We start from the raw sequence: 24644 nt of genomic DNA, 5'->3' as shown, positions 1-24644 counted from the left end.
TTGTTTATGATCGATGACCTTTTCAAATTGACTGCGCCATCCGCTCAGCTACGTGTTAAACAACAAAAACGTGTCGGCGATTCACCGACTTCAAGTGGAATAAGCAACGCTTGCTTTTCAGTCAGGGTTTGATCCAGTTGTTGCCAAAGCAACGCCGAAAAATTCTCCAGTGTTGGATTCGTCTCAGAAAAAGCCGCCAACTCATTTAGAAATTTTCCAGAATATTGATCAAAAATAACCTGTGAGGCTCGTTCCAAAACATTGAAGGGGACCAGCTCATTGTCAACCACGCTGAATTCAGTCACGATCTCCCAAGTATGGTTATGCACTTGTCCTTGACCTTGAGCCCATCTAACGGCGTGACTAGCATTTAGATAAGATTTTATTTTATAAGTGTGTTGTATCATCATCTTCTTGTTGCTCCTTCATCAATAGTCGTTTAAAGTCATCGTGGATCACTTGCCCGATCGCCCGACCCTCATCACCAAATTTTTTAGTATTCCAACGCGCGGGGATCGCCATACCATTGATGATCCCCACATAACGGATCCAAGCCAAGACAAAATTGTAGAGCGGCAATAAAAAAATCGTCCACCAAGTCGACCAGTAAAATCGCCGTTCTTCTGGAAAATCCCGTAACAATAAGGCCACACTAATAAAGTTAAACAGCGAGATCAGCACGTACAAACAATAGATCAAAAGAAAGGAAAGCAACAAGATCTTTAAAGAATAACCGAAATATAGTAAAACTATTCCTGCGAACAACCAGATCATCCGTGGGAAAAGCGTGGTATGATCCACCATCATGCGCCGAATCAAAAAATTCTTGAAAAAGTGGTGGACTGCTGACTTTTGCTCACCATAGGCTTCAGTGACTTCTGACTCACCTCGTTGCCAACGTTGGCGCTGCAAATATAAGGAACTCCAATCGGCGCTTGGCTCAACATAAAAAATAGCATCAGCGCATAATTGAACTTTCTTTTGCAACACATCCCGAATCTGAAAGGTCATATCAGTGTCTTCACCGACAGTTTCAGTATTGTATAAAAAGGTCTGCATCAAGGTCTCTTTGCGAAAGGCCGAGAAGGCGCCGGACATTGTAAAAAGTTGATTATGCCGGGACTCGATCGTCCGCCCGGAGAGGAAGGCCTGCGCGTATTCAAAATATTCCGTCTTTTGGAAAATCCGCCGCCAGAGCCGATCACTATTTTTGATCAATTGCCGGTTAGGCAAAACTGTTCCTGTTTGCGCCGCTAGATCCAGATCGTTTTCAAAACGCTGGATCATGTTCATCAATGCGTGGGGCTCCAAGGTGCCATCACTGTCGATATTGATAATATAGTTGCCGATACACTGATAGATCGCCGCATTCAGTGCCTTAGCCTTGCCCTGCTCAGTCTCGATCAACTGTAACCGCAGATCAAATTTCTGTTGTGCTTGGGCATAGATCGAAAAACTATTGTCGGTACTCTGATTATTCGCCAAGATAACTTGGATCAACTCACGCGGATAAGTAGACTCAGCGATCGATTGTAAACAAGCAAACAGCGTCGTTGCTGAATTGTGTACCGGAATGATCACCGAGATCATCGGCAATTTTTCTGGTTCGGGTAAAGGTTGACGTTGCCAGCGTTGCGCTAAAGTTTTAACGATCAAACGTAAGGCGCTATATAACGCCGGAATGATCTCAAAAATCAGTGGGATCAAGGCCCAAGTCAACCAAAATCCCATTTGCGTCAAAGTCAGACCCATAAAATATGTCATGATCTACCTCCCGCTAGAAAACGTTGTGCAGCTTGGTAGGCTCCTTGAGACACCTGCGAATAGGTGAAGACGTGATAGTAAAGAACGATCACCAGCAAATAAAAGACTAATCGGCCGATAATAGCATGGGCTGCGAAAAACCAAGCATCACCGCCGAAAAAGACCAAGGTCACGACCAATAATAAGCGGATGACGTTTGCGCAATAGATCCACAGCGCCCCGCCAAGACCATAAAAAACTTTCTCTTGACTGGAGAAACTTGGATAAAAGGCAACCAGCCCCCAAAAGGCGGTCATTTCAATAATACCGGAACACTCATAATCAATACTCAAAAAATTGATCGTCGGACCATGAACGACTTCGATCAGCATCAATCGTGGCAATACTTGAGCCATTTTTAAAGTCTGACCTAGACCGCCTGCCCCGCGGACCACCAATTGTTTTTGGAACCAGATCCAGTAAGGATCAGCCAATGCGATCAAAATAAAAAATAAACCAACGCTACCCCAAATAAAATAAAACGCGGGCAAATGCGCGCGTTTAAGTAGAGATAGCCCGTAAAGCCAAGCCAGTACGCCAAATAACAACCAGCCACTCATTATGACAACCTCTTTTGATGGTGGTTTGGACGGACCTGATAAATGCCAAGTAATGCAATAACGAAGCCGATCCCCGCCAATAGGACTGGGCCTGAACTAGTTCCTTGGTACGTCACTTTTTCCTCACCGATCGCAGTATTGTTTTCAAAGCTGATCGGGGCACTGGGATTTAATTTCAGACCGGCGTTAAGGTCAGTTACCTTGATCTTGACCTCGACTTGTTCCGACGAATGACCTTGACCATCGCCTAACCGAAGCACTGTCGCCTGAGAATTTGCATAATGAACGCCACCTTCACTCTGAACGCGCAGATCATGTTGTTCCCCGACCTTAGAGGTAAACGGTGATCGGAATTCCGGATCCTTCAGTGAGATCGAATACCGCCGACCCTCGACCTCCAAATGATAGCCATCACTGGGCAAATGTGACACCGTTCCTTGAAAATCAGGATTCATGTTCACATAAAAATAAATATAGGTACCATCACTAAATAAGCCAATATGACGAACATTACTATGGCCATTCGTATAACTTAGTTCACCCTGGGAATGCGCTCCCCAATCATCGACCCGACCATCGATCGTGATCGGTGAGGTTACTGTACTTGCCCGCGCAGTAACTGTTGCTTGTGCCAGCAATGCCAAACTTACTAACAATATCCCTAATAGCGCCCGTGATCCGACGCCGATCTTTCGAAACGTCTTCATTTTGCCCTCCTAGTTAAATAACAAACAACCATTTAACCGAAGCATAACATAATAACGGCCTGAGATGAACCCCAAATTAGGAATATTGTGATTTTTATTTCAATTGTGAACCGAACCAGATTCATATGAACATTGACTTTTAAAATTGGTCTATGCCATAATTGTACAATTAATGAACTAAAATAAAAAAGTGGTCCAGACCGAATTATCGGTAGACCACTTTGAACTCTTCACAAACTACTAAATCATCTTCGCCAAAATGATGATGGGCCGCAGCGGCCTCATGACTAAAATATTGCCAATGAACTTCGCGCCAATATTCAAGGCTTAAATCGCCTTCCCCTTCCAAACGAGCATGCTCCGGTGTGACCTGCGCAAACGGGACCACCGTGACTGCCGTAGTTTCGATGATACAGCTCGGTGTCTGCGCACCGTCTTGAATAATACTATGGTCACCAACTTGTGGTAAAGGTTCATTGGTCCAACGATAAAGTTGATAAAGTGAGGCCGTCGCGCGCTTTTCGCCACTTAAGACCAGCGCCAGTAACTCATCAGCCATCGCCGCGCTATTGCCGAAAGACCAAGTCTGATAGGCCTGATAATCGGCCGACAGTTGCGGATTCTCTGCTTGAAACATCCGCCAATAATTAGCGGCGGTTAATTTTGTCATTGATCTCACTTCCTAACTTCTTTAAGTCTAGCTGATTTCATCTGAAAAAACAATTGCCGTCCCAAGCCAGAACTTCGTAACCTACTACGGCACAATTGCAGATTGGCTCAAACTTGCCCAGCAACCGCCTCAGGGCGTGTGGCTCTATTCAGAGTGTGAGCCGACCTGGGCAGCTTCTGAGCATTAGCCTAGCTCTTATTTTGGAAGCGTTCCTTGCTTCCAGAATAAGAGCGTAGCTAAGCGGAAGAAGCTTGGTCGGCGAACACGTTTCAGCAGTGAGATTTGTCTTTGTAGGTGCGCCAGTAGCTACTTAGACAAAGGCTCGCTTTGAAGACAAGCCGCCGTATTTGCGGATTGGCTTCAAACGATGCCCACTGCGTTCCAGCCACAACAAACGCCCTGAGGCGGTTGCGTCACCACCTAAACCCAACTACATCTGTAATCAGGCAATGCAGCAAAAACATCGACCAACTTAACAATCTAATGACAGTTTCACCCATTTCCCCCTTTTAGGGCTGGAAATGTTATATAATTTTGAAGAGTATCTAATAAAGGTGGCGCTACACTTGAACGAGCCTCAAAATTGGTGGCAGGATCTTATTCAAAAATTACAACGAAGCGGTCGGCGGCTGGGTGCATTTCTTAAAACGAAATGGCAGACGCTGAGCGCCTTTTGTCGACGCAAATTCACACGAGAGAACTTCGACCCTGACTGGCGTTTCGGCCTCAATGTCGGTCTCCAAACGATCAGGAAACTATTTCTTTATTTTGTTTCCTTTGTTTTGATTGCCGGTGCCCTAGTCTTGGGCCTTGGGTTGGGTTATTTTGGCGGCTTGATGAGCCACGAGAAAGTTCCCTCATACAGTAGCATGAAACGGCAAATCGAGAACGTAAACCAATCCTCAGAACTTTATTTCGCAAAAAATGTCAAACTGGCCAGTGTCAAAAGTGATCTGCTACGGACTAAAACGACTTCCGCCCAGATCTCACCTTATCTAAAAAAGGCCATCGTCGCAACTGAGGATGAGGACTATTATAACCATGCCGGCGTCGTTCCCAAGTCATTGGTTCGAGCCGTTCTGGCCGATGTTACCGGACTAGGCACCCAAACTGGTGGTTCGACATTGACGCAGCAATTGGTCAAAATGCAACTTCTTTCCTCGGAAACGACTTGGCGACGCAAAGCAGTCGAGATCATGTTGGCGCTGCGGATCGATAAATATTTTTCCAAAGATCAGATCTTAGAATCGTACCTAAACGTTGCCACTTTTGGTCGAAATAACGCAGGTCAAAATATCGCTGGTGTTGAAACGGCAGCTCAGGGCCTGTTTGGTAAGTCTGCTAAAGATTTGACCTTGGCTCAGTCCGCTTTTATCGCCGGGTTACCGCAAAGTCCGTCGATCTATACGCCCTATCAACAGGATGGAACGGTCAAAAAGGATCTGACTTACAGCATGAAACGTAAGGATATCGTCCTTTTCCGGATGTACCGTCATGGTGATATCACGAAGAAGCAATATCAAGAAGCTGAAAAAGTCGATCTCCGCGCTGAATTCCAGCAGCCTACTACGGCGATCACCTCAACGACTAAATATGGTTATATGTATAACTTATTGATGGAAGAGGCTCGCGAGATCTTGATCCAGCAATTGATCGTTCAAAATGGTCGTAAAGTCGCGGATGTGGAAAAAGACGCCCAGCTGTACAACCGTTACTGGGAATCCGCTGACGAATTATTGAAGCAAAAGGGTTACCGGGTTTATAGCACCGTCAATAAAGACCTTTATGATCGTCTTGAAAATGTGACCCAATCGGCCAGTGGCAATTTTGGTCAAAGTTATACTGAGACTGCTTACGATGATAATTTGAAAAAGCAAGTCACGATCACTGAAAACGTTCAACCGGGAAGTATCGTTTTAGATAATAATACTGGTGCCGTTCTGGCCTTTGTCGGTGGCCGTGATTTCAATGATAATCAGATCAACCACGCTTTTTCGACCAAGCGTTCACCGGGGTCCTCGATCAAGCCGCTGATGATCTATGGGCCTGCAGTCGAAAATCAGGTCATCAATAGTCAGACCGCTTTAGCTGATTTCCCGCGAGCTTTTGGTGACTATAAACCAACTGACTACGGTTCAACGGTTCAAAACCGTTTCGTCCCAGCAACTGAAGCGCTGGAATGGTCTTATAACTTACCGGCAGTCAATCTCTACTATTATTTGCGAAACAATACCCGAGTCGATGTCAGCACCTATATGAAAAAAATGGGGATCGAGCTGACGAATGAAGAATACTCACAGTTGGGACTAGCTTTAGGAGGGACTGACCAAGGGTTCACGGTCGAACAGAATACTGCCGCCTTTGCTACTTTCGCCAACCAAGGTAACTATATCAAGCCTTATGTGATTTCTAAGATCACAGCCCCCAATGGTAGTGTGATCTATCAGCATAAAACCCAAAAAACTAAGGTATTCAGCGACTCGACTTCTTACATCATGCAAGAAATGTTGAAGAAGGTCGTCTCGAGTGGTACCGCGGCCAATCTATCTTGGCAATTGGAATTCAATACCAACAATGTTTATGGTAAAACAGGGACGACCAACGATTATCGCGATAATTGGTTCGTTGGTTCCACACCGGGGATCACGATGGCGACTTGGCTGGGTTATGACAATTTCTATGGCAATGTCCATAACCTGAGTTCAAACGCCAGTACCATCAATACCACCTATTGGGCCGCGCTTGCTAATGCGATCTATCAACAAGATTCCAGTCTATTGGAGCTTGACCAGACCACGACCCGACCTGCTGGCGTTCAAGGCCACTCAGTCTTGGCCAATACAGGAACAAATCCTGGGACCGTTTCATATCAAGGCAAATCGATCGCGATCGCTGGTAATCGCGTGACTGCCTTGTTCAATAATTCGTCACCAAAGAGTATCGGAACAGAGTTTGGTATTGGCGGTACTGCAGCGGACTACAAACTATTCTTTGATTATTTACAAGGCGTCAAGAATAAATATGGCGTCGTTCTGACTCTGGATGCTAATGGCAATGTGATCGGTGGAGATAGCACCGAAGAGGAAAAGAAAGAGGAAGAAGAAAAGAAAAAAGAGGAAGAAGCAGAAAAAGAAGCCACCGAGGAAGAAAACACAGAAACAACAGTCGATCCACCAGCTACCAGCAGCTCCAGTAGCAGTGCTTCCAGTGTTTCAAGCGCCAGTTCTTCTAGTTCGGCCACAAGCTCAAGTACCACGGAAACAACACCGCCAGCTCAATGATCGGCTGCTCGATCAGAATGATTGATGAATGGCTCATTGATCCATAAATATCGGCTCCGCCTGATCATGGTCAGCGAAGTCGATATTTTTTTATCTGAATCAGAAATAGCAAAAAAGCCTGACAAAACCCGTGAATAACGAGTCTAGTCAGGCTTTATTAATAATGATCAAGAACTTATTTGGTCGAGTTACGAGTAATAATACTGTGCGGTAAGAGTACTGTCTTTTGCTCGATCTCTTCTTTGTTCATCATCTTAGTCAATAACCGCATCGCGACTGCGCCAATATCATAAAGCGGTTGCGCGATCGACGTCAACTTAGGCCGTACGATCTCTGTCAACATCGTATTATTGCTGGTGATGATCTCAAAGTCTTCAGGGATATTAGTATGACCGTCATTGGCCCCATTTAGAAAACCAACTGCCAATTCATCGTCAGTGATCACGGCTGCCGTTGCGCCAGAACGTTTGACCGCATCCCAGATCGCCTCACCAGCGCGATAACTATATTCCGTTTCAAAGACCAAGCTTTCATCATAAGCGACCTTAGCTTCGCTCAACGCCGCTTGATAGCCTTTCAGGCGATATTGACCATTGATCGGGTCGCTCAAAGCGCCAGTCACGAACGCAACATGCTCATTACCTGTTGACAGTAAGCGTTGAGTCGCTTCTTTGACCGCAGCCACATAATCAATATTAACGCTACCTAATTTATCCAAAGGATCAACCGTCCCGGCCAAAACGACTGGTGTCTTGCTACGCTCTAATTCCTTACGCGTAGAATCAGACAAATGGGTCCCCATAAAGATCAGACCATCGACTTGTTTAGCTAGAATACTTTCCAAGACACTATCGACTTTATTCTTAGCCGCGTCCGCACTAGCCAAAATAATATTATATTTGTACATCGTCGCGACGTCATCGATTCCACGAGCCAACGAAGCATAGAAAATATTAGTAAGATCAGGGATCAAGACGCCAACGGTTGTTGTCCGGTGACTAGCCAAACCACGAGCGACCGCATTAGGACGGTAATCCAATTTCTCAATAACTTTCAAAACTTTTTCGCGCGTATCCGGTCGCACATTCGGATTGCCATTGACAACCCGTGAAACCGTTGCCATGGAGACACTAGCTTCCCGAGCAACATCATAAATCGTAATTGTTTGTTTTTCCATTAGTAGATCTCCCTGTGATTTTCATATTCCTAGTTATTAATTTAGCACTGTATAATCATAAATGCAAACGTTTTTACAATTTTCTTCTGAAAATAAACCGTTTTCACGTTTTTGACTTTCATATTCTTTTCATTTGAGCTGGTAGGAATTATGGTATACTGAAAGCGAAGTCTTATTGAAAGGAAGCCCTATCATGACAAAACTGGAATTACTGCAACAATGGCTCCAACAACAGCAACTAGATATCGTTTACATCAGTGACCCTAATAGTGTCGCCTACTTTACAAATTTCGTATCTGATCCTCACGAACGTATTTTAGGACTTTTTGTTTTTGCGGATGCCGAACCGTTCCTATTCGCGCCAGAACTCGAAGTCAACTCAGCTAAAAAGGCTGGCTGGACTGGCGATACCTATGGCTATCTCGATCATCAACATCCTTTCGCCATGATCGCTGATCTGATCAAACAGCGGACTAAAAAAATAACGAATTGGGGCTTGGAAAAAGACAGTTTGCCGGTCCAGCGTTTTGAGGCCGTTCGCGAACAATTCCCTGAGGCAAATTTCCCCGGCAATGTTTCACGTTTCGTCGAACATTTGAAATTGTTCAAAACGCCTGATGAGATCCGGCTGATGGAAGAAGCAGGCGAAGAAGCTGATCTGGCCTTTTCTATTGGTTTTAACGCGATCCAAGCAGGACGCACTGAGCAAGAGGTCGTAGCCGAGATCGAATATGGTCTAATGAAACAAGGTATCATGGAAATGAGTTTTGATACGATCGTCCAAGCAGGCGCGAATGCTGCTAACCCACATGGTGGTCCTGAAAAGGATCCGATCGTAGGCAACGAGCTGATCCTCTTTGATTTGGGCACGAATCATAAAGGCTATATGAGTGACGCCAGCCGAACTGTTGCTTTTGGTCAATTGACAGAAAAGCAACGAGAGATCTACGATGTCTGTCTAGAAGCACAACTGACGGCCCAAGAAGCAGTCAAGCCAGGGCTGACTGCTGCAGAGTTAGATAAGATCGCCCGCGATATTATTACCAAAGCAGGTTATGGCGAATATTTCATCCATCGTCTTGGCCACGGGATCGGCACTTCGACCCACGAATTCCCTTCGATCATGGCGGGCAATGACTTGGTACTCGAACCCGGCATGTGTTTCTCGATCGAGCCTGGTATTTATATTCCCGGTTTTGCTGGTGTGCGGATCGAAGATTGCGTCCATGTCACTGAAAATGGTGCTAAGGCCTTTACCCATACCTCAAAAGAATTGAACCATATCCCTTTCCATTGAAAAAATGAGTGATCTCGCTCGCTCTGATATAAAAAAGGCTTAAGCAATTTGACTTGCTTAAGCCTTTTTTGTATTCGTTTTTAGATATACTTATTTTTCAGTCGGATTAGCGTCCAATTTAGGTGCTGTTTTGTCAAAGTCAAAACCCTTTGCGCCAGCTTCAGGCGTCGCTTCAGCCTCTGGTGCTGACTGTGGCTTTTCTTCGGGCTCAGCATCTACCTGCTCAGGATCTACTGCCGCGGTTGCCGATTTAACTGCTTCGGCCACGTCTGGATCCTGCTCAGCTGGCGCATCAGCATCGGAAGCGACCTCGTGATCATCCTTAGCTTCTTGGAATGCTGATTGACTATCTAAGACGATGTCATCAAAATCCGCCGCTGAATTCTTCTCGCTGACCTCATTAAGGTTGGTTTTCAATTGCTGTGACACATCGCTCAATTGCGCTTTCAAGGAATCTGTCGCGTCTTGAAAATTGCTGACCAATTGCTGAAACTTTTCGTTTGAGCTGCTCACTGCTGACTGTAAGCCCTCATGTTCATGCAAAACTTGATCAACTTTCGCCGCGGCGTCTTCACGCCAATTGGCTGTGGCATCGCCAGCGACTTCGTAGAAATCAACAGCCCGGTCCCGTGCCCGACCACATTTTTCTGCAGCCTTTTTCCGCAGATCTGCGGCAGCCTCCGGTGTGAACAATAAAGCTGCGCTGGCTGCTGCTACGCCACCAACGACCAACCCTAATAGAAAATGTCCTTTTTTTGCCATGATAACGACTCCTTTGTTGTTAGTCTTCTTTTTTGTGTGATAACAGTGAGCTTAGTACCCGCCGGCCAACACTGACCTTGGCGACGGTGCCACCAGCATTGGTGATCTTAACGACCAATTGTCGTGATGCCGCATTCAAATCAGAAACGGATTCACCTAGATCACCCATCGCCTGAAAAACAGGATCCATGGTCGCGACTTTTTGATTAACATCGCCTAATAAGGTATTGCTCTTAACCAGTAATCCCTCGACCTCACTTGATAATGTGTTTACATCTTTAGTCACAGTTTTTAAGGATTGATCGACACTATCAACTGTTTTCTCAACATTCTTCATGACTTTACTCAAACGATTCAAGAAAACAGCCGTGAAAATAACTAGAATCAAAAAAGCACCTGCCGCGATCAACCCAGCAATTTCTCCACCAGACATCATTAACCTCCTCTAAGGTATCAATTCATGTATGTTAAGCATAACACCAATAACATTCATCGGCAATTAGAAAACATGCAATCGCTTTTAATAAAAAGTACCTGCCGTTAGAATACGATCCTGCCAACCAGCAGGCTACTAATTGTTGCGGATTTGTTGCAGATGCCCACGCAATCTTCACTATTTTTTGGTAAAATAATTGGTAGGCTCGTCAGTAAGTTTACCATGAAGGAGGAAACGATCGTACCGTGTCCAAACTAAATCTATTTTCTAAATTCGATTGGAGCGAGATCGGCGCTGATATCCTATCAAAAGGATTGCAACTGATTTTAGTCTCAGCGCTCTTTTATTTGATCAATTTCTTTGGTCAGAAGCTGATCAGTAAGGGGATGGATCGCTATGCCAAACTAGAGCAGACCTCGACAAATCGCAGCTATACTTTGAAATCTTTACTAAAGAATATTCTCCGCTATACTCTGATGCTTTTCTATATCTACACCATCTTAAGCATGATCGGGATCCCCGTGGGAACATTGGTCGCCAGCGCTGGTGTTGCCAGCTTGGCGATCGGCTTAGGCGCGCAAGGATTCGTTAATGATGTTGTCACCGGATTCTTCATCTTATTTGAGCAACAATTCCAAGTCGATGATTTCGTTAAGATTGCTGAAGTCAGTGGCACAGTAGTTGCAGTTGGCTTACGGACTACTGAATTGCGAAGCGCAGATGGTACCCTACACTACATCCCTAATCGTAATATTACGATCGTCTCAAATTTCTCCCGGGGTCATCGACAACAGATCTTGAATCTTAATATCACCGGAGCGACAGATCTTCATAAACTGGCCACCACTTTGAAGGCAGTCAATGCCCAACTTTATCCCCAAACACCTGAACTACTGGCCGAACCGCAATTATTGGGGACCAACACGACGGCAAACGGTAATCTGATCTATCAGGTCCTGATCACGCCTCAACAAGGCGCCGAATTACCGATGCAGCGATTACTTTTAGACCATTACCTACCTGCTCTAAAAGCGGCTGGCGTCGAATTACCGCAAAACATCATTCAACTTGGTTGATACTGACCAGAAACAAAAAACGCCAATGATGGCGTTTTTTTAAATTAAATTCGTAAGCTCCTGCGCTTGATCAGCGGTCTTGCTCCACTTCAGCTTCCGTGGTACTTTTAGCCACGACTTCGTATTCTTGTTCAATGTTATGAGCCACATAGTTAAAGGCCTTCATCATTTCTCGCCGGGTCAGGATACCTTGAAAAACGTTGTCACTATCAACGACTGGCAAGAAAGGATTATCCACTAACAGATGCAATGTCAGGTCCATATCAGCATCAGTTTGGATCGTATCGAACTTGGTCTGCATCACATCTGCCACAGTCATCTCCGCGATCGGATCGAAACTCAATTCCTCTAGTCCGATCATGGCGTCCGTGATCATCGGCATGGTCAGTAGGCCAATGATATGGGACTCTGCGTCTAAAACTGGGATCTTAGAATAACGGACCTTGGTCAAAACGAGAAAGGCATGGGTCAACGGGTTATTCGCCTGCACTTGTGCGACCCGATCAGCCGGGATCAAAAACCCGGTTTGTTTCTTTAATAACATCTTATCAATCGACTTTGCAATCATTATCTAAAAAATCCTTTCTGACTTCCCCACTTTTATTATGACACAGATTGCTTGTTCTGCCATTACCAAGTATAATATTTATTTGTATTTTAATTTTGGAGGATGAAAATGATATATTCACTAATGACGCGTTTAGCGGCAGAATTCATTGGTACAGCAATTATGGTGATTTTGGGTAATGGTGCGGTCGCAAACGTTGACTTAGCTGGCACCAAGGGCGAGCATGGCGGTTGGGTCCTGATCTCGCTTGGCTATGGTGCTGGTGTGATGATCCCCGCCTTGATCTTTGGCGGGATCTCCGGCAACCATATCAACCCTGCCTTTACCTTAGGTTTAGCAACATCAGGACTTTTCCCTTGGGCCGAAGTTCTCCCCTATTTAACGGCGCAAATGTTGGGCGCATTTTGCGGACAGGCGATCGTTGTTTTGATCTACAAGCCTCATTATGACATGACTACAAATCCGGAACACATCCTGGGCACCTTCTCAACGATCGATGCGACCTCCAGTCGACTGAATGGCTTCTTCAACGAGTTCGTGGGGACCTTCATTCTGATTTTTTCGGCTCTAGGTATCACCAAAGCACCTTTCTTCAAGGATAATCTTGGAACGGCGCATTTGGCCCTCGGCTTTCTGGTCATGACCTTAGTGGCCTCCTTGGGCGGTCCCACTGGCCCGGCACTGAACCCTGCGCGGGACTTGTCACCCCGAATCTTGCACGCTCTCTTACCTTTAAAAAATAAAGGAAAATCTGACTGGCGCTATTCTTGGATCCCCGTTGTTGCGCCGATTATAGCCGGGATCTGTGCCGTCTTCACCTACAAACATATTTTCATGTAACCCCGTGACTTATTCACGAAAAAGCTGACTTGCAGATTGCAGGTCAGCTTTTTTTGATCAACGGTCAAAAGTCCATTGCAACTCAGGGACCGGCTGAAAGGCGCGATCGTAATATTGGACGGTGAAACGTTCGGGCGTTGCTGTAACCAAGGCATAAGTACCACCTAAACGGGTCCACTTTCCTCGCGGCTGACTGATCGAACCAGGATTTAGGATCAACATCCCTGCGGTCAACACGCACCCTAGCTGATGCGTGTGCCCATAAAAGGCCATTGTCGCTTGTTGTGCTTGCGCTGCCAACTGAAATTGTAATAGGTCATAATTAACGCCTAAACGATGCCCATGGGCGACAAAGATCCGCTCTGAGCCCAGCGTTGCACTAGCCGTCGCCGGAAAGTCTGGATCAAAGTCCATATTGCCGCCAACGATCAAAAATTGCGATCGCAGTCGATCTTGAAAAGATAATTCTGAATCGCCACAATGGACCATCAGCGCGACTTGATCCCGATAATGGGCAACTAGTTTCGCAAGGATCGCATCATCACCGTGACTATCACTCACTACTAAGATCTGTGTCATTATTTTTGCTCCTGTTCTTGCCACCATGTCTGCCACAATGGCATCAAATTACGGATCGCCAAGCCGCGATGACTGAACTTGTTTTTCTCAGTTGGGGTCAGCTGGGCAAATGTTTTCGCCAATTCAGGCAAAAAGAAAAGCGGATCATAGCCAAAGCCATCCTCACCGCGAGGTACGGCCAGGATCTCTCCTGGAACATCGCCGGCAACGACTAGATCAGTTGCCGGACGACCAGGCCAAGCCAAGACTAACGTCGAGTGGAAATTTGCTTGGCGCTGACTGGGGTCGACCCCACCGAGTTCAGCCAATAGCCGGGCATTATTCGCCGCGTCATCATGATCACGACCTGCATAACGCGCAGAGAAAATACCTGGCTGGCCGTGTAAATATTGGACTTGCAGACCTGAATCATCAGCCAAAACGACCTGTCCCAGTTCTTGAGCAAAATGATCGGCCTTCAAGCGGGCATTATCCTCAAACGTTCGCCCGGTTTCAGCAACTTGGCTCAGGCCAGAAAAATCGGCCAATGTTTTGACTTGCCAGCCAGCCGGGGTAAAAATAGCTTTGAATTCCCGGGCCTTACCTGGGTTATTGGTCGCGATCACTAGTTCATGCTGCATGTTGGTCCCTCCTCCGTAACATTGACTTGTTGCGCCTTTAGATCAGTCAGATCAAGCCAATCCGCGGCGATCTGATCAAACATTTTTGGTGAAGCGGTGGTGTAAAAACGCGCCTTGCCGCGATGTTCAGTATTGCCTGCAGCAATTTCAAAATAATCCAATAACACAGAAACTTCAGAGACCGCCTCAGCGCCAGAATCGATCAATTGCACTTCTGGCCCCATAAACTCTTGGATCAAGGGCCGTAATAAAGGATAGTGGGTGCACCCCATGATCAAAGTATCGATGCCACTACCTACAAGGGGCTGCAACATCTCAGCCACGATCTTGCGCGCGATCGGCGTCGCATATTGGCCACTTTCAACTAGGGTCACAAACTTAGGAACGGCCAAACTGATGACTTCCAGTTGTGGATCCCGAGCGTTGATGGCTTGTTGATAGGCACCTGAATTGATCGTCCCTTCAGTGGCGATCACCCCGATCCGGCGATTTTTGGTCGCTTTGATCGCCGCGCGAGTTCCCGGCAAGATCACCCCGACTACGGGGATCTGTAATTGTGGTTTGATCACCTCTAGGGCATCAGCAGTTGCGGTATTACACGCGAAGACCAACATTTTTATATTTTGCTTAAGTAAAAAACGCGTCAATTGCCAAGTAAACGCTTGGACCTGATCAACTGGGCGAGGGCCATAAGGCAACCGCGCTTGATCGCCAATAAAAACGATATCCTCGTGCGGAAGCTGGCGCAGGGCTTCTTTCACAACGGTCAGACCACCGACACCAGAGTCTAAAAAACCAATTGGTTGATTATTCATTGACTATCCCTTCAATTTTGACTTAGCCTATATTGTCGCTTTTTTTCACTGATTTTTCAAGTGGCAGACTCAAAAAGGCGCCGACGATCGGCCGGCCTCTTCCGATGTGAGCACACCTGTTTAGGTCCACCTGACAGCAAGTTCTAAATGGTTTTATCCGTCAAGTAAAACGCTGACCTCAGGCCAACGCTAATATTTCATTAAAATCAGCTTTTCCTAACGATTATCCTGATAAATCAGGTATAATTGAATCAGCTTGGAGGATGAAAAATGAACTGGCAATCAATTCAAGAGAGACTACAGCAACAACCTGAAAATTTTCAGGACTACTTAGATCGTGATATCCTACTTCCTTTGTTATTAGGCGATGATACGGCTGATCTATCCTACTGGTTGGGCAAGGCTTTGGCCCGCAAACTGCCCTTAGCCGATTGGGATGATCTGGTCGCTTTCTTCAAAACCGCCAACTGGGGTGATCTGACTTTGATCAACCAAAAAAAGGACGCTGTCGAACTCCGATTACAAGGAGACGCAATAACAAGTCGGTTGGCCTTACCAGCTGTCGTTGACTTCAGTCTGGAGGCGGGTTTTCTCGCACAGTCTTGGGAACAGCAGATCGGTTTCTTAACAGAAGCAAGTTTTGACGTTGGGAAACGTCAACAACGGGTCAGTTTACATTTACGAACGGATCTGAAAGATGCGATCGAGCGTGAACGTCCCCACTTTATCTCCCTAACTTCAACAACCGCTACAGAATAACGCCGTTATCCAAAAACCCCGCTGGTCGAACTGACCGGCGGGGTTTTCGTGTTCTGAGCACTGATATCGTTTTTAAAATCATTACTGCAAGCCACTGCTGAAAAGCATTGTTGTGGATCTAGTTGGTATACTTCGCCAATGTTTCTTCCAGTTGCTCTTTACTGTGATAGCCGACAACTTTTTCCACGACTTGGCCATCTTTTTTGATGATCAAGGTTGGGATCGCCATAATGCCGAATTGTTGCGGTGTATTCGGATTCTCATCCACATCCATTTTGGTGAATTTGACGGTCTTATTCTCTTCTTCTAACTTTTCGATCACTGGCGATTGCATCCGGCAAGGGCCACACCAAGTCGCCCAAAAGTCAGTCAAAACAACGCCATGATCAGTTTCAGCCGCAAAATTCTTATCTGTGATCGGTTTTACCATTTTTCTTACCTCCAATTAACATAGTCTAATCATAAGCGCTTCGTTCTAATTGCGCAACGATTTTGCTTACAAAAAATAACCTAATTGCTTTATTTGAAAAAGACGATCGTGGCACCATTTCCCCCAGCAGAGGCCGGCGCATATTCAAAGCGTTTAACGCGACGATTCTGTTTCAAATAGTCTTGAACACCTTGGCGGATCGCACCGGTCCCTTTGCCGTGGACGATCGTCACGGACTCATAACCAGCCAATAAAGCCGCGTCGATATAACGATCGAGGTTCGCCAAAGCTTCCTCATAACGTTGACCGCGAAGATCAAGTTGCGTTGAAACATGATGATCACTACCGCCGCGAACTGTAACGATCTGGCGCTGGGCTTGTTGCTCTGGTGCCTTGATCTTCTCCAACTCACGCTCCGCGATCTTCATTTTGATGATCCCCATTTGCACTTCAAATTGATGCGCACTCAACTTCTGCGTCACGACCCCGACCTGACCATAGGAAAGGACCCGAACATCATCGCCGACATTGATCGCCTGTTGGCGCTTGACACGCTGTAAGACCTTATTTTGCTTTAGATCCCGTTCTTGGTGTAGTTGATTGAGTTTGCCCTTAGCCGCGATCAATTGATCTTCCTTGACGCCCTGAGCGCCATTCAACCGCATCTGCCGCAACTCGTCAATGATCTCTGACGCTTCTTCTTGGGCCTGAGCGACTAACTCGTTGGCCTTCTCTTGGGCAGTCGCTTGTAGTTGCTCTTTTTGCTTTTGAAAATCTTGCCAAGCGGATTCTAATTCATCATGTAGTTCAGTGGCATCTTGTAATTGTTGCGCCAGTGCCTGACCTCGGGATTCCGTCTCTTTACGTTGCGCTTCCAAGTCACTGATCATATCATTGAGATCCTGACTGGCGCCATTCATCAATTCCTTAGCCGCAGCGACGATCGCCTCGGGCATCCCTAATCGCCGCGAAATATCGAAAGCATTCGATCGTCCGGGCATCCCGATCAATAACCGATAAGTTGGTTTCAAGGTTTTAACATCAAACTCCATACTGGCATTGATCGTTTCAGGTCGCTCATAGCCATAAACTTTCAATTCAGGATAATGAGTCGAGGCCATAACTTCTGCCCCAGTGCCACCCAAATAATCCAAGATCGCGATTGCTAGACTTGCCCCCTCTTGTGGATCAGTGCCAGCGCCTAATTCGTCAAGAAGCACGAGGTCATGATCACCGACCGTGTCCAAGAAGTGAATGATATTATCCATATGACTGGAAAAAGTGCTTAGATTTTGTTCGATCGATTGCTCATCACCAATGTCTGCATAGATCTCACGGAAGATGGCGACCTGGCTTTCCTCACGAGCGGGAATAAACAAGCCAGCCTGGGCCATTAATTGGATCAAACCCAGCGTTTTCAAGGTGATCGTTTTCCCGCCGGTATTAGGACCAGTCACCACAATAGTTTTGTACTCAGCACCGATCGTGATATCATTGCTGATCACTTGACGCGGATCCAAAAGTGGATGGCGCGCTTGCAACAAACGAACCACATTATTGGTCGCCACCAATGGTTCAGTCGCCCGGATCTTAGCCGCATACTTGGCTTTACCGTTGATAAAATCAAATTGACCCAGTAAGTACTCATTGCTCCGCAACTCATTAGTGTAAGGTGCTAACGCAGTTGACAATTCAGCCAAGATCCGCTCGATCTCTTGCTTTTCCGCCAATTGAACTTGGCGTAATTTATTATTCATTTCCAAAATACTTTGCGGCTCAACGTAAACCGTTTGCCCACTAGCGCTTTGATCGTGAATGATCCCCCCAAATTGATGGCGATATTCCGCACGAACAGGGATCACATAGCGATCATTCCGAATCGTAACGATGGGCTCGCTCAAGTATTTGGCTTGACTACCCCGAGTATAACCATCCATACGACTTCTGATCTCAGTCTCTTGACTATGGATCGTTTTCCGCAAACTTTGTAATTGGCTAGACGCGGTATCCAAAACTGAGCCATCACTTTCGATCGAACGCCGTAATAGCTGACTTTGTTCCGGTAAACTGACCAAATTTGCTGCCAACGCTGGTAAAGCGCGCAGTGCCACCGTTTCATCTAGATCTCGAAAGAAATTCGTGATCTGATTGGCGACGCGTAAACTACGCCCGATCGCTGCTAATTCCGCACCATTCAAATTCGCACCGATCTCTAAACGATGCAAAGGTGCGTCCATACTGACTAATTGCGCTAAAGGCAAGCCACCTTTAAGTCGTAAAAGATCAGCGCCATCTTTCGTTTGATCCAACCACAATTGAACCGTGTCCGCATCCGCACTCGGCGTTAAACCGGTTAAAGTCGCTTGGCCCATTTCAGTAACCAAGTATGGTTGGATCTGTTGTTTGATTTTATTAAACTCCAATAAACGTAAAACTCTTGAATTCATTGATTATCACCATTTTCTAAAAACCGCTGTCCAAGAAAAGAAGACCGAGCTGAAATGCCCGATCTCACTTCAACAACTCTATTAAGCCACCCATAAAGCGGTCACCCATTTTGTTAAGATCGGGGTATACCGCACGATCAAGGTTGCCAGCCAAGATTTCTGTAACGCATTCTGGATCCCAGGGATCGGGATCACTGCTAGTAGATAGCACAAGCAAAACAAGCCAAAATATGTGACAACAAAGGCCAAAAAAAGACTTCCCGCCAAACTGGCCCAGTGATCGATCAGCGGCAATTCCAAATAAGCCAGGTCACTGAAAAACAACATGAGTAAATGGGTCAGTAGCCAACCTACCACGAGAATCAAAATAAAAGCAACCCCACGATAAAAAGCTTGATCTAGACCCAGACCCACTTCACTGGAAAAGAAAGCAAAATGACTGTCCAATGTCGCTGATGGATAAGGGATCAGAAGATCTAGTTTTGACGCCAAGCTAACATAAAAGATACGGGCGAACAACAAACTGATCAAATACCCGATCGTATACGCACCTTGTAAATAAAGGCCGCGCCGCGCGCCAATATAGAGGTTGTAAGCAAAGATAAGAATAATCACAAAACTTAGCATAAGTTCCTCAACAATCTAAATACTTATTTTTTTCGGCGTTTTAATTGCAGATCTTCTCGCGCCATTTGCTGGGCAACCAAATTGAATGCCAACAAAACAGCCGCATCCTCTGAACTCAAAAAAGGATCCTGCTGCTTCAGGGCTTGCAATTGCTCATTGACCCGCTGTGTGATCCGCGCCATCTGTTCAGGTGTGCGTGGACCAATGATTTGGTACTCCCGATGATTGATCACTGCCTTGTAAGGTCGATTTTGTTTCACCATACCTGAAAATATTCACCACGCTCATAAAACTAATTAATAGTTTATCACTAAACCCAAAGATGAGCCAGCCCCAGATTTTCATAACAAAGTGCGAAGCACAACGGGTTGACTTTGAGCATTAACCTAACGATGATCATGGAAGCCTGCCCTTTATCACCTTTGTCCTGCCGCACCATTTTGCAAACGCTATGAAACAGACACCGATTCCCACAAGCAAGGACCGGGACTGGCAATTAAAGATCGAGACCAGCCTAATCGCTGATTTTGTCTTCGGAGTGACTTTTAAAATCCCTGCTAAAAAGGATTGCTTTTAGAAAATTCTTCTAAAAGTTCAGCAAAAACCGTATCCGTTGGCTGTTTTTCGATTAATCAACCACGTTTTTAGATAACTTGATAAACTCAAATACGCCACCGTTAGATTCTTCATTTTCCACACCGACCCGTTCAAAACCCGCGCGTTGGTAGACTTTGAGCGCCCGCTGGTTAAAACTAGCCACGGACAATATGATGGTTTTAAAATCAGTGTGGCGTTTGACATATTCCTCAATAACACTTATAAGTTCTGATCCCAAACCTTTCCCCGTTAAAGCTGGCGTCATTCCCAACCCGATCTCGGCTCGCATTGTATCTTCTGGTTCGATGCAAAAAAAAGCGACCAAATCCCCAGCTGTATTTAAAATTTGAAAGTATTTATCGCGACGTTGCTTTGGCGAAATGATTTCCTCATAATCTTCGCGATCATTTTCCATATCATAAAACGAATATTCGCCGTCGTAATGCCAATGATCGGCTACTTCCTCAGCATTTTGCTGGGTCAACGATTCAATGTTTACAAAAATCCCACTCACAAGCTTACCCCTTTACTTTGCCAAAAATATTGTTAAATCAGCATTTGTGCTACCAAACAAGGTATTTACTTTATGCAAACTTTTCATATAAATTCTATTTCCTATCAAAAATAAGATAATTCAGTCGATATCTTGACGAATATCGTATTTCTTGATTTGCTTTTTATAAAACCACTTCAAAGGCACTTAAAAAGGCTCAGCTATGCCGAACCTTTTTGGAAAATATCAATCTTGATTTTGATCGTTCAAATTCTCGTCGTTCATGAAAACATCAAGGACACCTTGCACCATTTCCCATTCAGCGTCATCTTCGATCGGCATCAGATCACCTGAGGTCGCGTCACCATTCTCATCCGGTGTATAGGCAAATGGATAGATATCAACAGTTTCACCCTCAGCCGAATTAGCTGGAACTAGCAAAACATAGGACCGATCATAGTCTTCCGAGTCAAAAGTGAACAACACTTCATAAAGCTCCTCGTTGCCATTCTCATCAACGAGTGTGATCTGACGATCGTCCGCACTCAAATCGCTGAAATCATCAATTTTTTTATCAGTCATAGTTCCTCCTATTGTTGGGTCAACCGCCCATGGGCATCCAGATAATTCTGTAAAATAACCACGCTAGCCAGCTTATCGATGACCGCCTTGCGTTTCTTACGCGACACATTGCCTTCCTCAACTAACATTCGCTCAGCCTGGACCGTCGTTAACCGTTCATCCTGATAATCAACAGGTAATCCGAATTTATGGATCAGTCGATCACCATAGGCTTTAGTCTTAACGACTCGTGGCCCGCTGGTGTTGTTCATGTTTTTGGGCAGACCTAAAACAAAGCCGGTGACTTGATAATCAGCCACCAACTTCTTCAATCGTTTCATTCCGAAATTCTCATTTGCCTCATCGATTTGAATGATCTCAACACCTTGAGCCGTCCAACCAAGTTCGTCACTGACGGCGACCCCAACTGTGCGGGAGCCCACATCTAATCCCATCAAACGCATCCGTTAACGATCCTTATTTAGATATTTACGAACCAATTCTTCAATGATCTCGTCACGTTGATGCTTCAGAATCAGATTACGGGCATCATTATGCCGAGGAATGTATGCTGGATCACCAGAGAGTAAATAACCAACGATTTGGTTGATCGGGTTATAACCTTTCTCTTCCAAAGACTGATAAACACTCTCTAATGTATCTTTGACATTCTTTGATTCATTTTCATTAAAAGAAAAGGACATTGTCTTATCCAATTCACTCATGACCGTCACCTCACTCTAACTGAATCATACAGGAAAATTAGGTAAAAAACAATCATTGTTACCATTACTTAACCTGTTTTTTGAAGCTAATCCTGTTGCGCGATAAACGTTTGGGCCGCTTCTAACGCTGCGGTTAGACCTGCCGGCTTTTTCCCACCAGCTTGAGCAAGATCTGGACGACCACCGCCACCGCCATTGATGGCTGGTGCGATCGCTTTAATGATCGCACCAGCTTTCAGACCTTTAGCGACAGCCAACGCAGTGACCGCGACCAAAAGATTAGCTTTCTCGCCTTGCGCGGTCCCCAAGACTAGCACATCACTGGTTGGTTTATCGCGCCAATTATCGGCAAGTTGCCGCAATTCGTTGATCGAAACATTAGGGATCACAGCACTGGCCAATTTGTACTGACCAGCTGACGCCACTTGAACTTGATCTTGGGCTGTTGATTGCGCCATCTTTGCTTTTAGATTCTGACGATCACGTTGACTATCTTTCAGGTCCTGTTGTAAAGCACTAACTTTATGCGGTAATTCTTTTAGCTGATTGACCTTTAATGTTGCGGCGATCTGGCCCAACATCTGCGCCTGAGCTTCCAAATATTCAAAGGCCTCAGTAGCGGTGACCGCTTCGATCCGGCGGACCCCAGCGCCGATCGCCGACTCTGAGGTGATCTTGAATAACCCGATTTCAGCGGTATTATCGACATGAGTGCCTCCGCAAAGCTCCATTGAGTAATCGCCAGCTTTGACTACCCGCACACGATCACCATATTTTTCGCTGAATAACGCGATCGCGCCAAGTTTTTTCGCGGATTCTAAGTCCGTTTCAATGGTCTCAACAGGTAATTCGGCCCAGATTTTATCATTGACGATCTGTTCGACCTGTTTCAGTTCTTCAGGCGTCACTTGGCCCAAGTTGGTGAAATCAAACCGTAAATAAGTTGGCTCTACTAAAGATCCCGCCTGATGTGTGTGTTCACCTAAAACATCTCGCAAGGCTTGATCTAGTAAATGAGTCGCCGTATGATTACGCCGTACTTTCAAGCGCCATTGGCGATCAACCGCCAATGTATAAGTCTGCCCGACTGTCAATGGCGCTAGAACGTCGACTGTATGCAGATTTTGACCATTAGGCGCATGTTGCACATCAACGACTTTAGCCACGACCTGATCTGCGGCATTTTTGATCACACCGTGGTCAGCGACCTGCCCACCCATTTCCGCATAGAACGGTGTGCGCTGGAAGATCAACTGAGCTTGACCACTCGTAACTGTTGCGACTTCAGTATCGGCCTGTAACGCCACTACCAATTTAGCTGCGGGGATCGTCAAATGCTGATAGCCATCAAAAATACTTTCGGCCTTGATCGCCATCAACGTCTCGTTTTGTGAACCCATTGATTGTAAATCACCACGGGCAGCACGTGCCCGTTCTTTTTGTTCCTTCATCGCTTCGTCGAATTCGCTCTCATTGACCGTCAGGCCTTCGTCCGCCGCGTATTCCACGGTCAACTCGATGGGGAAGCCGAAGGTATCAAATAATTTGAACGCCTCACGACCACTGATCACCGTGGCATCAGCGGCCTTTTGTTTGCTGATCACCTCGTTGAGTAAAGCTAAGCCATCAGTCAACGTCTCACTGAAGCGATCTTCTTCGGATTTGATGACCTTAGCAATGAACACCTGCTGCGCTGATACTTCAGGATAATAACTTGCCATGATCTTGCCGACCACCGGTACTAACTCATACAAGAATGGCTTATTGATCTGTAAACGCCGACCATTCAACACTGCCCGGCGGATCAAGCGCCGCAAAACGTAGCCGCGACCCTCATTTGAAGGTAAGGCACCATCGCCGATCGCAAAACTAACAGTACGCGCATGGTCCGCAATGATTTTGAAAGCAATATCAGTCTTGGGGTCAACGCCATATTTAGCCTGACCACTGATCTCTTCTGTTTTATGGATCAAAGGCAGAAATAAATCAGTCTCAAAATTTGTCGGCGCATCTTGTAACACAGAAACGACTCGCTCCAAGCCCATCCCTGTATCAATATTTTTATGTGGTTGTTCAACGAAGCGACCATCAGGTAAGTGATTGAATTCTGAGAACACGATATTCCAAAGCTCTAAATAACGTTCGTTCTCGCCGCCAGGATAATTTTCGGGATCATCCGCAGCCACATTGTTGAACTTCTGACCGCGGTCATAAAAAATCTCAGAATCAGGACCACTAGGACCTTCGCCGATATCCCAGAAGTTATCTTCGACCTTAATGATATGGTTCTCCGGTAGACCGACGACCTCATGCCAGATCCGGTAAGCTTCTGTATCTTTTGGATACACCGTTACATAGAGTTTGGCCGGATCCATCGCCAACCATTGGTTTGAGGTCAAAAATTCCCAAGCCCACGGGATCGCATCTTCTTTAAAGTAATCTCCAACTGAGAAATTTCCCAACATTTCAAAAAAGGTATGATGGCGTGCGGTCTTACCAACATTTTCAATATCATTGGTCCGAATACTCTTTTGCGCGTTGGTGATCCGAGGATTCTTGGGGACCACGGTTCCATCAAAGTATTTTTTTAAAGTGGCGACACCGGAATTGATCCACAATAAGGTTGGATCGTCATGTGGGATCAATGACGCGCTAGGTTCAACATCATGGCCTTTTGACTTGAAAAAGTCCAAAAACATTTGCCGGAACTCACTACTCGATAATTTTTTCATACAAACACCCTTTCTCACAAAAGCAAATAAAAACACCGCTGCTTACAAGGACGCTTGTGCGCGGTACCACCTTGTTTGCAAC

Annotated in this window: 26 protein-coding genes; 5 read left to right on the top strand and 21 right to left on the bottom strand. The window is 45.8% G+C overall.

All coding sequences use genetic code 11. The annotated features are described in order from the left end of the window. Positions 1–44: 44 nt before the first annotated feature. The 5 genes from OCU21_RS06875 to OCU21_RS06855 form a co-directional block, all read right to left on the bottom strand. Positions 45–410: a 6-carboxytetrahydropterin synthase gene (locus tag OCU21_RS06875; protein ID WP_261806698.1), complete on the bottom strand. Its 366-nt coding sequence runs from the start codon at positions 408–410 to the stop codon at positions 45–47. After that, positions 388–1764: a TIGR03111 family XrtG-associated glycosyltransferase gene (locus OCU21_RS06870; RefSeq protein WP_261806697.1), complete on the bottom strand. Its 1377-nt coding sequence runs from the start codon at positions 1762–1764 to the stop codon at positions 388–390. Before OCU21_RS06870 ends, OCU21_RS06875 begins: the two co-directional genes overlap by 23 nt. Beyond that, positions 1761–2363, bottom strand: coding sequence for an exosortase XrtG (gene xrtG / locus OCU21_RS06865; protein ID WP_261806696.1), 603 nt, complete (start codon positions 2361–2363; stop codon positions 1761–1763). The genes OCU21_RS06870 and xrtG overlap by 4 nt, the downstream gene beginning before the upstream one ends. Further along, the gene (locus OCU21_RS06860) at positions 2363–3070 is read right to left on the bottom strand and encodes a Firmicu-CTERM sorting domain-containing protein (RefSeq protein WP_261806695.1); all 708 of its coding nucleotides are present in this window, start codon (positions 3068–3070) and stop codon (positions 2363–2365) included. Before OCU21_RS06860 ends, xrtG begins: the two co-directional genes overlap by 1 nt. Before the next feature lie 205 nt (positions 3071–3275). Then, on the bottom strand, positions 3276–3740 hold the full coding sequence (locus OCU21_RS06855) for an ASCH domain-containing protein (RefSeq protein ID WP_261806694.1): 465 nt from the start codon (positions 3738–3740) through the stop codon (positions 3276–3278). Between the two features lie 566 nt (positions 3741–4306). On the opposite strand from OCU21_RS06855, the gene OCU21_RS06850 reads away from it, so the two are divergent. Beyond that, positions 4307–7021: a transglycosylase domain-containing protein gene (locus OCU21_RS06850; RefSeq protein ID WP_261806693.1), complete on the top strand. Its 2715-nt coding sequence runs from the start codon at positions 4307–4309 to the stop codon at positions 7019–7021. Positions 7022–7196: 175 nt separating this feature from the next. On the opposite strand, the gene ccpA is transcribed toward OCU21_RS06850, so the two are convergent. Next, on the bottom strand, positions 7197–8198 hold the full coding sequence (ccpA, locus tag OCU21_RS06845; protein ID WP_261806692.1) for a catabolite control protein A: 1002 nt from the start codon (positions 8196–8198) through the stop codon (positions 7197–7199). A gap of 193 nt (positions 8199–8391) precedes the next feature. Between ccpA and OCU21_RS06840 the strand changes: the two genes are divergently transcribed. Then, positions 8392–9495, top strand: coding sequence for an aminopeptidase P family protein (locus OCU21_RS06840; RefSeq protein WP_261806691.1), 1104 nt, complete (start codon positions 8392–8394; stop codon positions 9493–9495). A 90-nt stretch (positions 9496–9585) separates the two neighbouring features. Here the strand turns inward: OCU21_RS06840 and OCU21_RS06835 are convergent, their stop codons facing one another. Together OCU21_RS06835 and OCU21_RS06830 are read right to left on the bottom strand one after the other, a co-directional pair. Continuing rightward, positions 9586–10257 (bottom strand): YtxH domain-containing protein, encoded by a 672-nt coding sequence (locus OCU21_RS06835; protein WP_261806690.1) that lies wholly within the window; start codon positions 10255–10257, stop codon positions 9586–9588. A gap of 19 nt (positions 10258–10276) precedes the next feature. Continuing rightward, positions 10277–10690 carry a DUF948 domain-containing protein gene (locus OCU21_RS06830; RefSeq protein WP_261806689.1) on the bottom strand — a complete coding sequence of 138 codons (414 nt, stop codon included), beginning with the start codon at positions 10688–10690 and terminating at the stop codon, positions 10277–10279. 248 nt (positions 10691–10938) lie between these two features. On the opposite strand from OCU21_RS06830, the gene OCU21_RS06825 reads away from it, so the two are divergent. Continuing rightward, a complete protein-coding gene (locus tag OCU21_RS06825) occupies positions 10939–11769 on the top strand; it encodes a mechanosensitive ion channel family protein (RefSeq protein ID WP_261806688.1) in 831 nt (276 codons plus the stop codon). A 70-nt stretch (positions 11770–11839) separates the two neighbouring features. On the opposite strand, the gene cbpB is transcribed toward OCU21_RS06825, so the two are convergent. Further along, complete coding sequence (gene cbpB, locus OCU21_RS06820) at positions 11840–12337, bottom strand: cyclic-di-AMP-binding protein CbpB (RefSeq protein ID WP_261806687.1); 498 nt, start codon at positions 12335–12337, stop codon at positions 11840–11842. A gap of 108 nt (positions 12338–12445) precedes the next feature. On the opposite strand from cbpB, the gene OCU21_RS06815 reads away from it, so the two are divergent. Beyond that, on the top strand, positions 12446–13177 hold the full coding sequence (locus tag OCU21_RS06815; protein ID WP_261806686.1) for an MIP/aquaporin family protein: 732 nt from the start codon (positions 12446–12448) through the stop codon (positions 13175–13177). A 57-nt stretch (positions 13178–13234) separates the two neighbouring features. Here the strand turns inward: OCU21_RS06815 and OCU21_RS06810 are convergent, their stop codons facing one another. The 3 genes from OCU21_RS06810 to racE are packed head-to-tail and all read right to left on the bottom strand — an operon-like array spanning position 13235 to position 15191. Then, the gene (locus tag OCU21_RS06810; RefSeq protein WP_261806685.1) at positions 13235–13756 is read right to left on the bottom strand and encodes a YfcE family phosphodiesterase; all 522 of its coding nucleotides are present in this window, start codon (positions 13754–13756) and stop codon (positions 13235–13237) included. Then, positions 13756–14376, bottom strand: a complete 621-nt coding sequence (locus tag OCU21_RS06805) for an XTP/dITP diphosphatase (RefSeq protein WP_261806684.1) — start codon at positions 14374–14376, stop codon at positions 13756–13758. The genes OCU21_RS06810 and OCU21_RS06805 overlap by 1 nt, the downstream gene beginning before the upstream one ends. Then, positions 14361–15191 carry a glutamate racemase gene (gene racE, locus OCU21_RS06800; protein ID WP_261806683.1) on the bottom strand — a complete coding sequence of 277 codons (831 nt, stop codon included), beginning with the start codon at positions 15189–15191 and terminating at the stop codon, positions 14361–14363. Before racE ends, OCU21_RS06805 begins: the two co-directional genes overlap by 16 nt. A gap of 270 nt (positions 15192–15461) precedes the next feature. On the opposite strand from racE, the gene OCU21_RS06795 reads away from it, so the two are divergent. Continuing rightward, positions 15462–15950 carry a DUF2507 domain-containing protein gene (locus tag OCU21_RS06795; protein ID WP_261806682.1) on the top strand — a complete coding sequence of 163 codons (489 nt, stop codon included), beginning with the start codon at positions 15462–15464 and terminating at the stop codon, positions 15948–15950. Positions 15951–16068: 118 nt separating this feature from the next. Here OCU21_RS06795 and trxA read toward each other — a convergent pair whose 3' ends face one another. The 9 genes from trxA to alaS all read right to left on the bottom strand — a co-directional run bounded on the left by trxA (position 16069) and on the right by alaS (position 24562). Next, positions 16069–16380: a thioredoxin gene (trxA, locus tag OCU21_RS06790; RefSeq protein WP_261806681.1), complete on the bottom strand. Its 312-nt coding sequence runs from the start codon at positions 16378–16380 to the stop codon at positions 16069–16071. Positions 16381–16469: 89 nt separating this feature from the next. Further along, the gene (locus OCU21_RS06785) at positions 16470–18827 is read right to left on the bottom strand and encodes an endonuclease MutS2 (protein WP_261806680.1); all 2358 of its coding nucleotides are present in this window, start codon (positions 18825–18827) and stop codon (positions 16470–16472) included. 81 nt (positions 18828–18908) lie between these two features. Continuing rightward, positions 18909–19454 (bottom strand): CvpA family protein, encoded by a 546-nt coding sequence (locus tag OCU21_RS06780; RefSeq protein ID WP_261806679.1) that lies wholly within the window; start codon positions 19452–19454, stop codon positions 18909–18911. Positions 19455–19477: 23 nt separating this feature from the next. Next, positions 19478–19717, bottom strand: a complete 240-nt coding sequence (locus OCU21_RS06775) for a cell division protein ZapA (protein ID WP_261806678.1) — start codon at positions 19715–19717, stop codon at positions 19478–19480. Between the two features lie 365 nt (positions 19718–20082). After that, complete coding sequence (locus tag OCU21_RS06770) at positions 20083–20565, bottom strand: GNAT family N-acetyltransferase (RefSeq protein WP_261806677.1); 483 nt, start codon at positions 20563–20565, stop codon at positions 20083–20085. A 225-nt stretch (positions 20566–20790) separates the two neighbouring features. Further along, positions 20791–21126, bottom strand: a complete 336-nt coding sequence (locus OCU21_RS06765; RefSeq protein ID WP_261806676.1) for a DUF1292 domain-containing protein — start codon at positions 21124–21126, stop codon at positions 20791–20793. Between the two features lie 8 nt (positions 21127–21134). Further along, entirely contained in the window at positions 21135–21569 is a 435-nt protein-coding gene (ruvX, locus tag OCU21_RS06760) for a Holliday junction resolvase RuvX (RefSeq protein ID WP_261806675.1), read from the bottom strand. Positions 21570–21572: 3 nt separating this feature from the next. Next, positions 21573–21830, bottom strand: a complete 258-nt coding sequence (locus tag OCU21_RS06755) for an IreB family regulatory phosphoprotein (protein ID WP_125598778.1) — start codon at positions 21828–21830, stop codon at positions 21573–21575. An 86-nt stretch (positions 21831–21916) separates the two neighbouring features. Continuing rightward, positions 21917–24562 (bottom strand): alanine--tRNA ligase, encoded by a 2646-nt coding sequence (alaS, locus tag OCU21_RS06750; protein ID WP_261806674.1) that lies wholly within the window; start codon positions 24560–24562, stop codon positions 21917–21919. Positions 24563–24644 lie beyond the last annotated feature (82 nt).

It is taken from the genome of Lapidilactobacillus luobeiensis, assembly GCF_024345205.1.
GTDB classification, from domain to species: Bacteria; Bacillota; Bacilli; order Lactobacillales; family Lactobacillaceae; genus Lapidilactobacillus; species Lapidilactobacillus luobeiensis.
The sequence above is the reverse complement of the archived record's forward strand: the minus strand, read 5'-3'. Positions and strand labels throughout refer to the sequence as shown.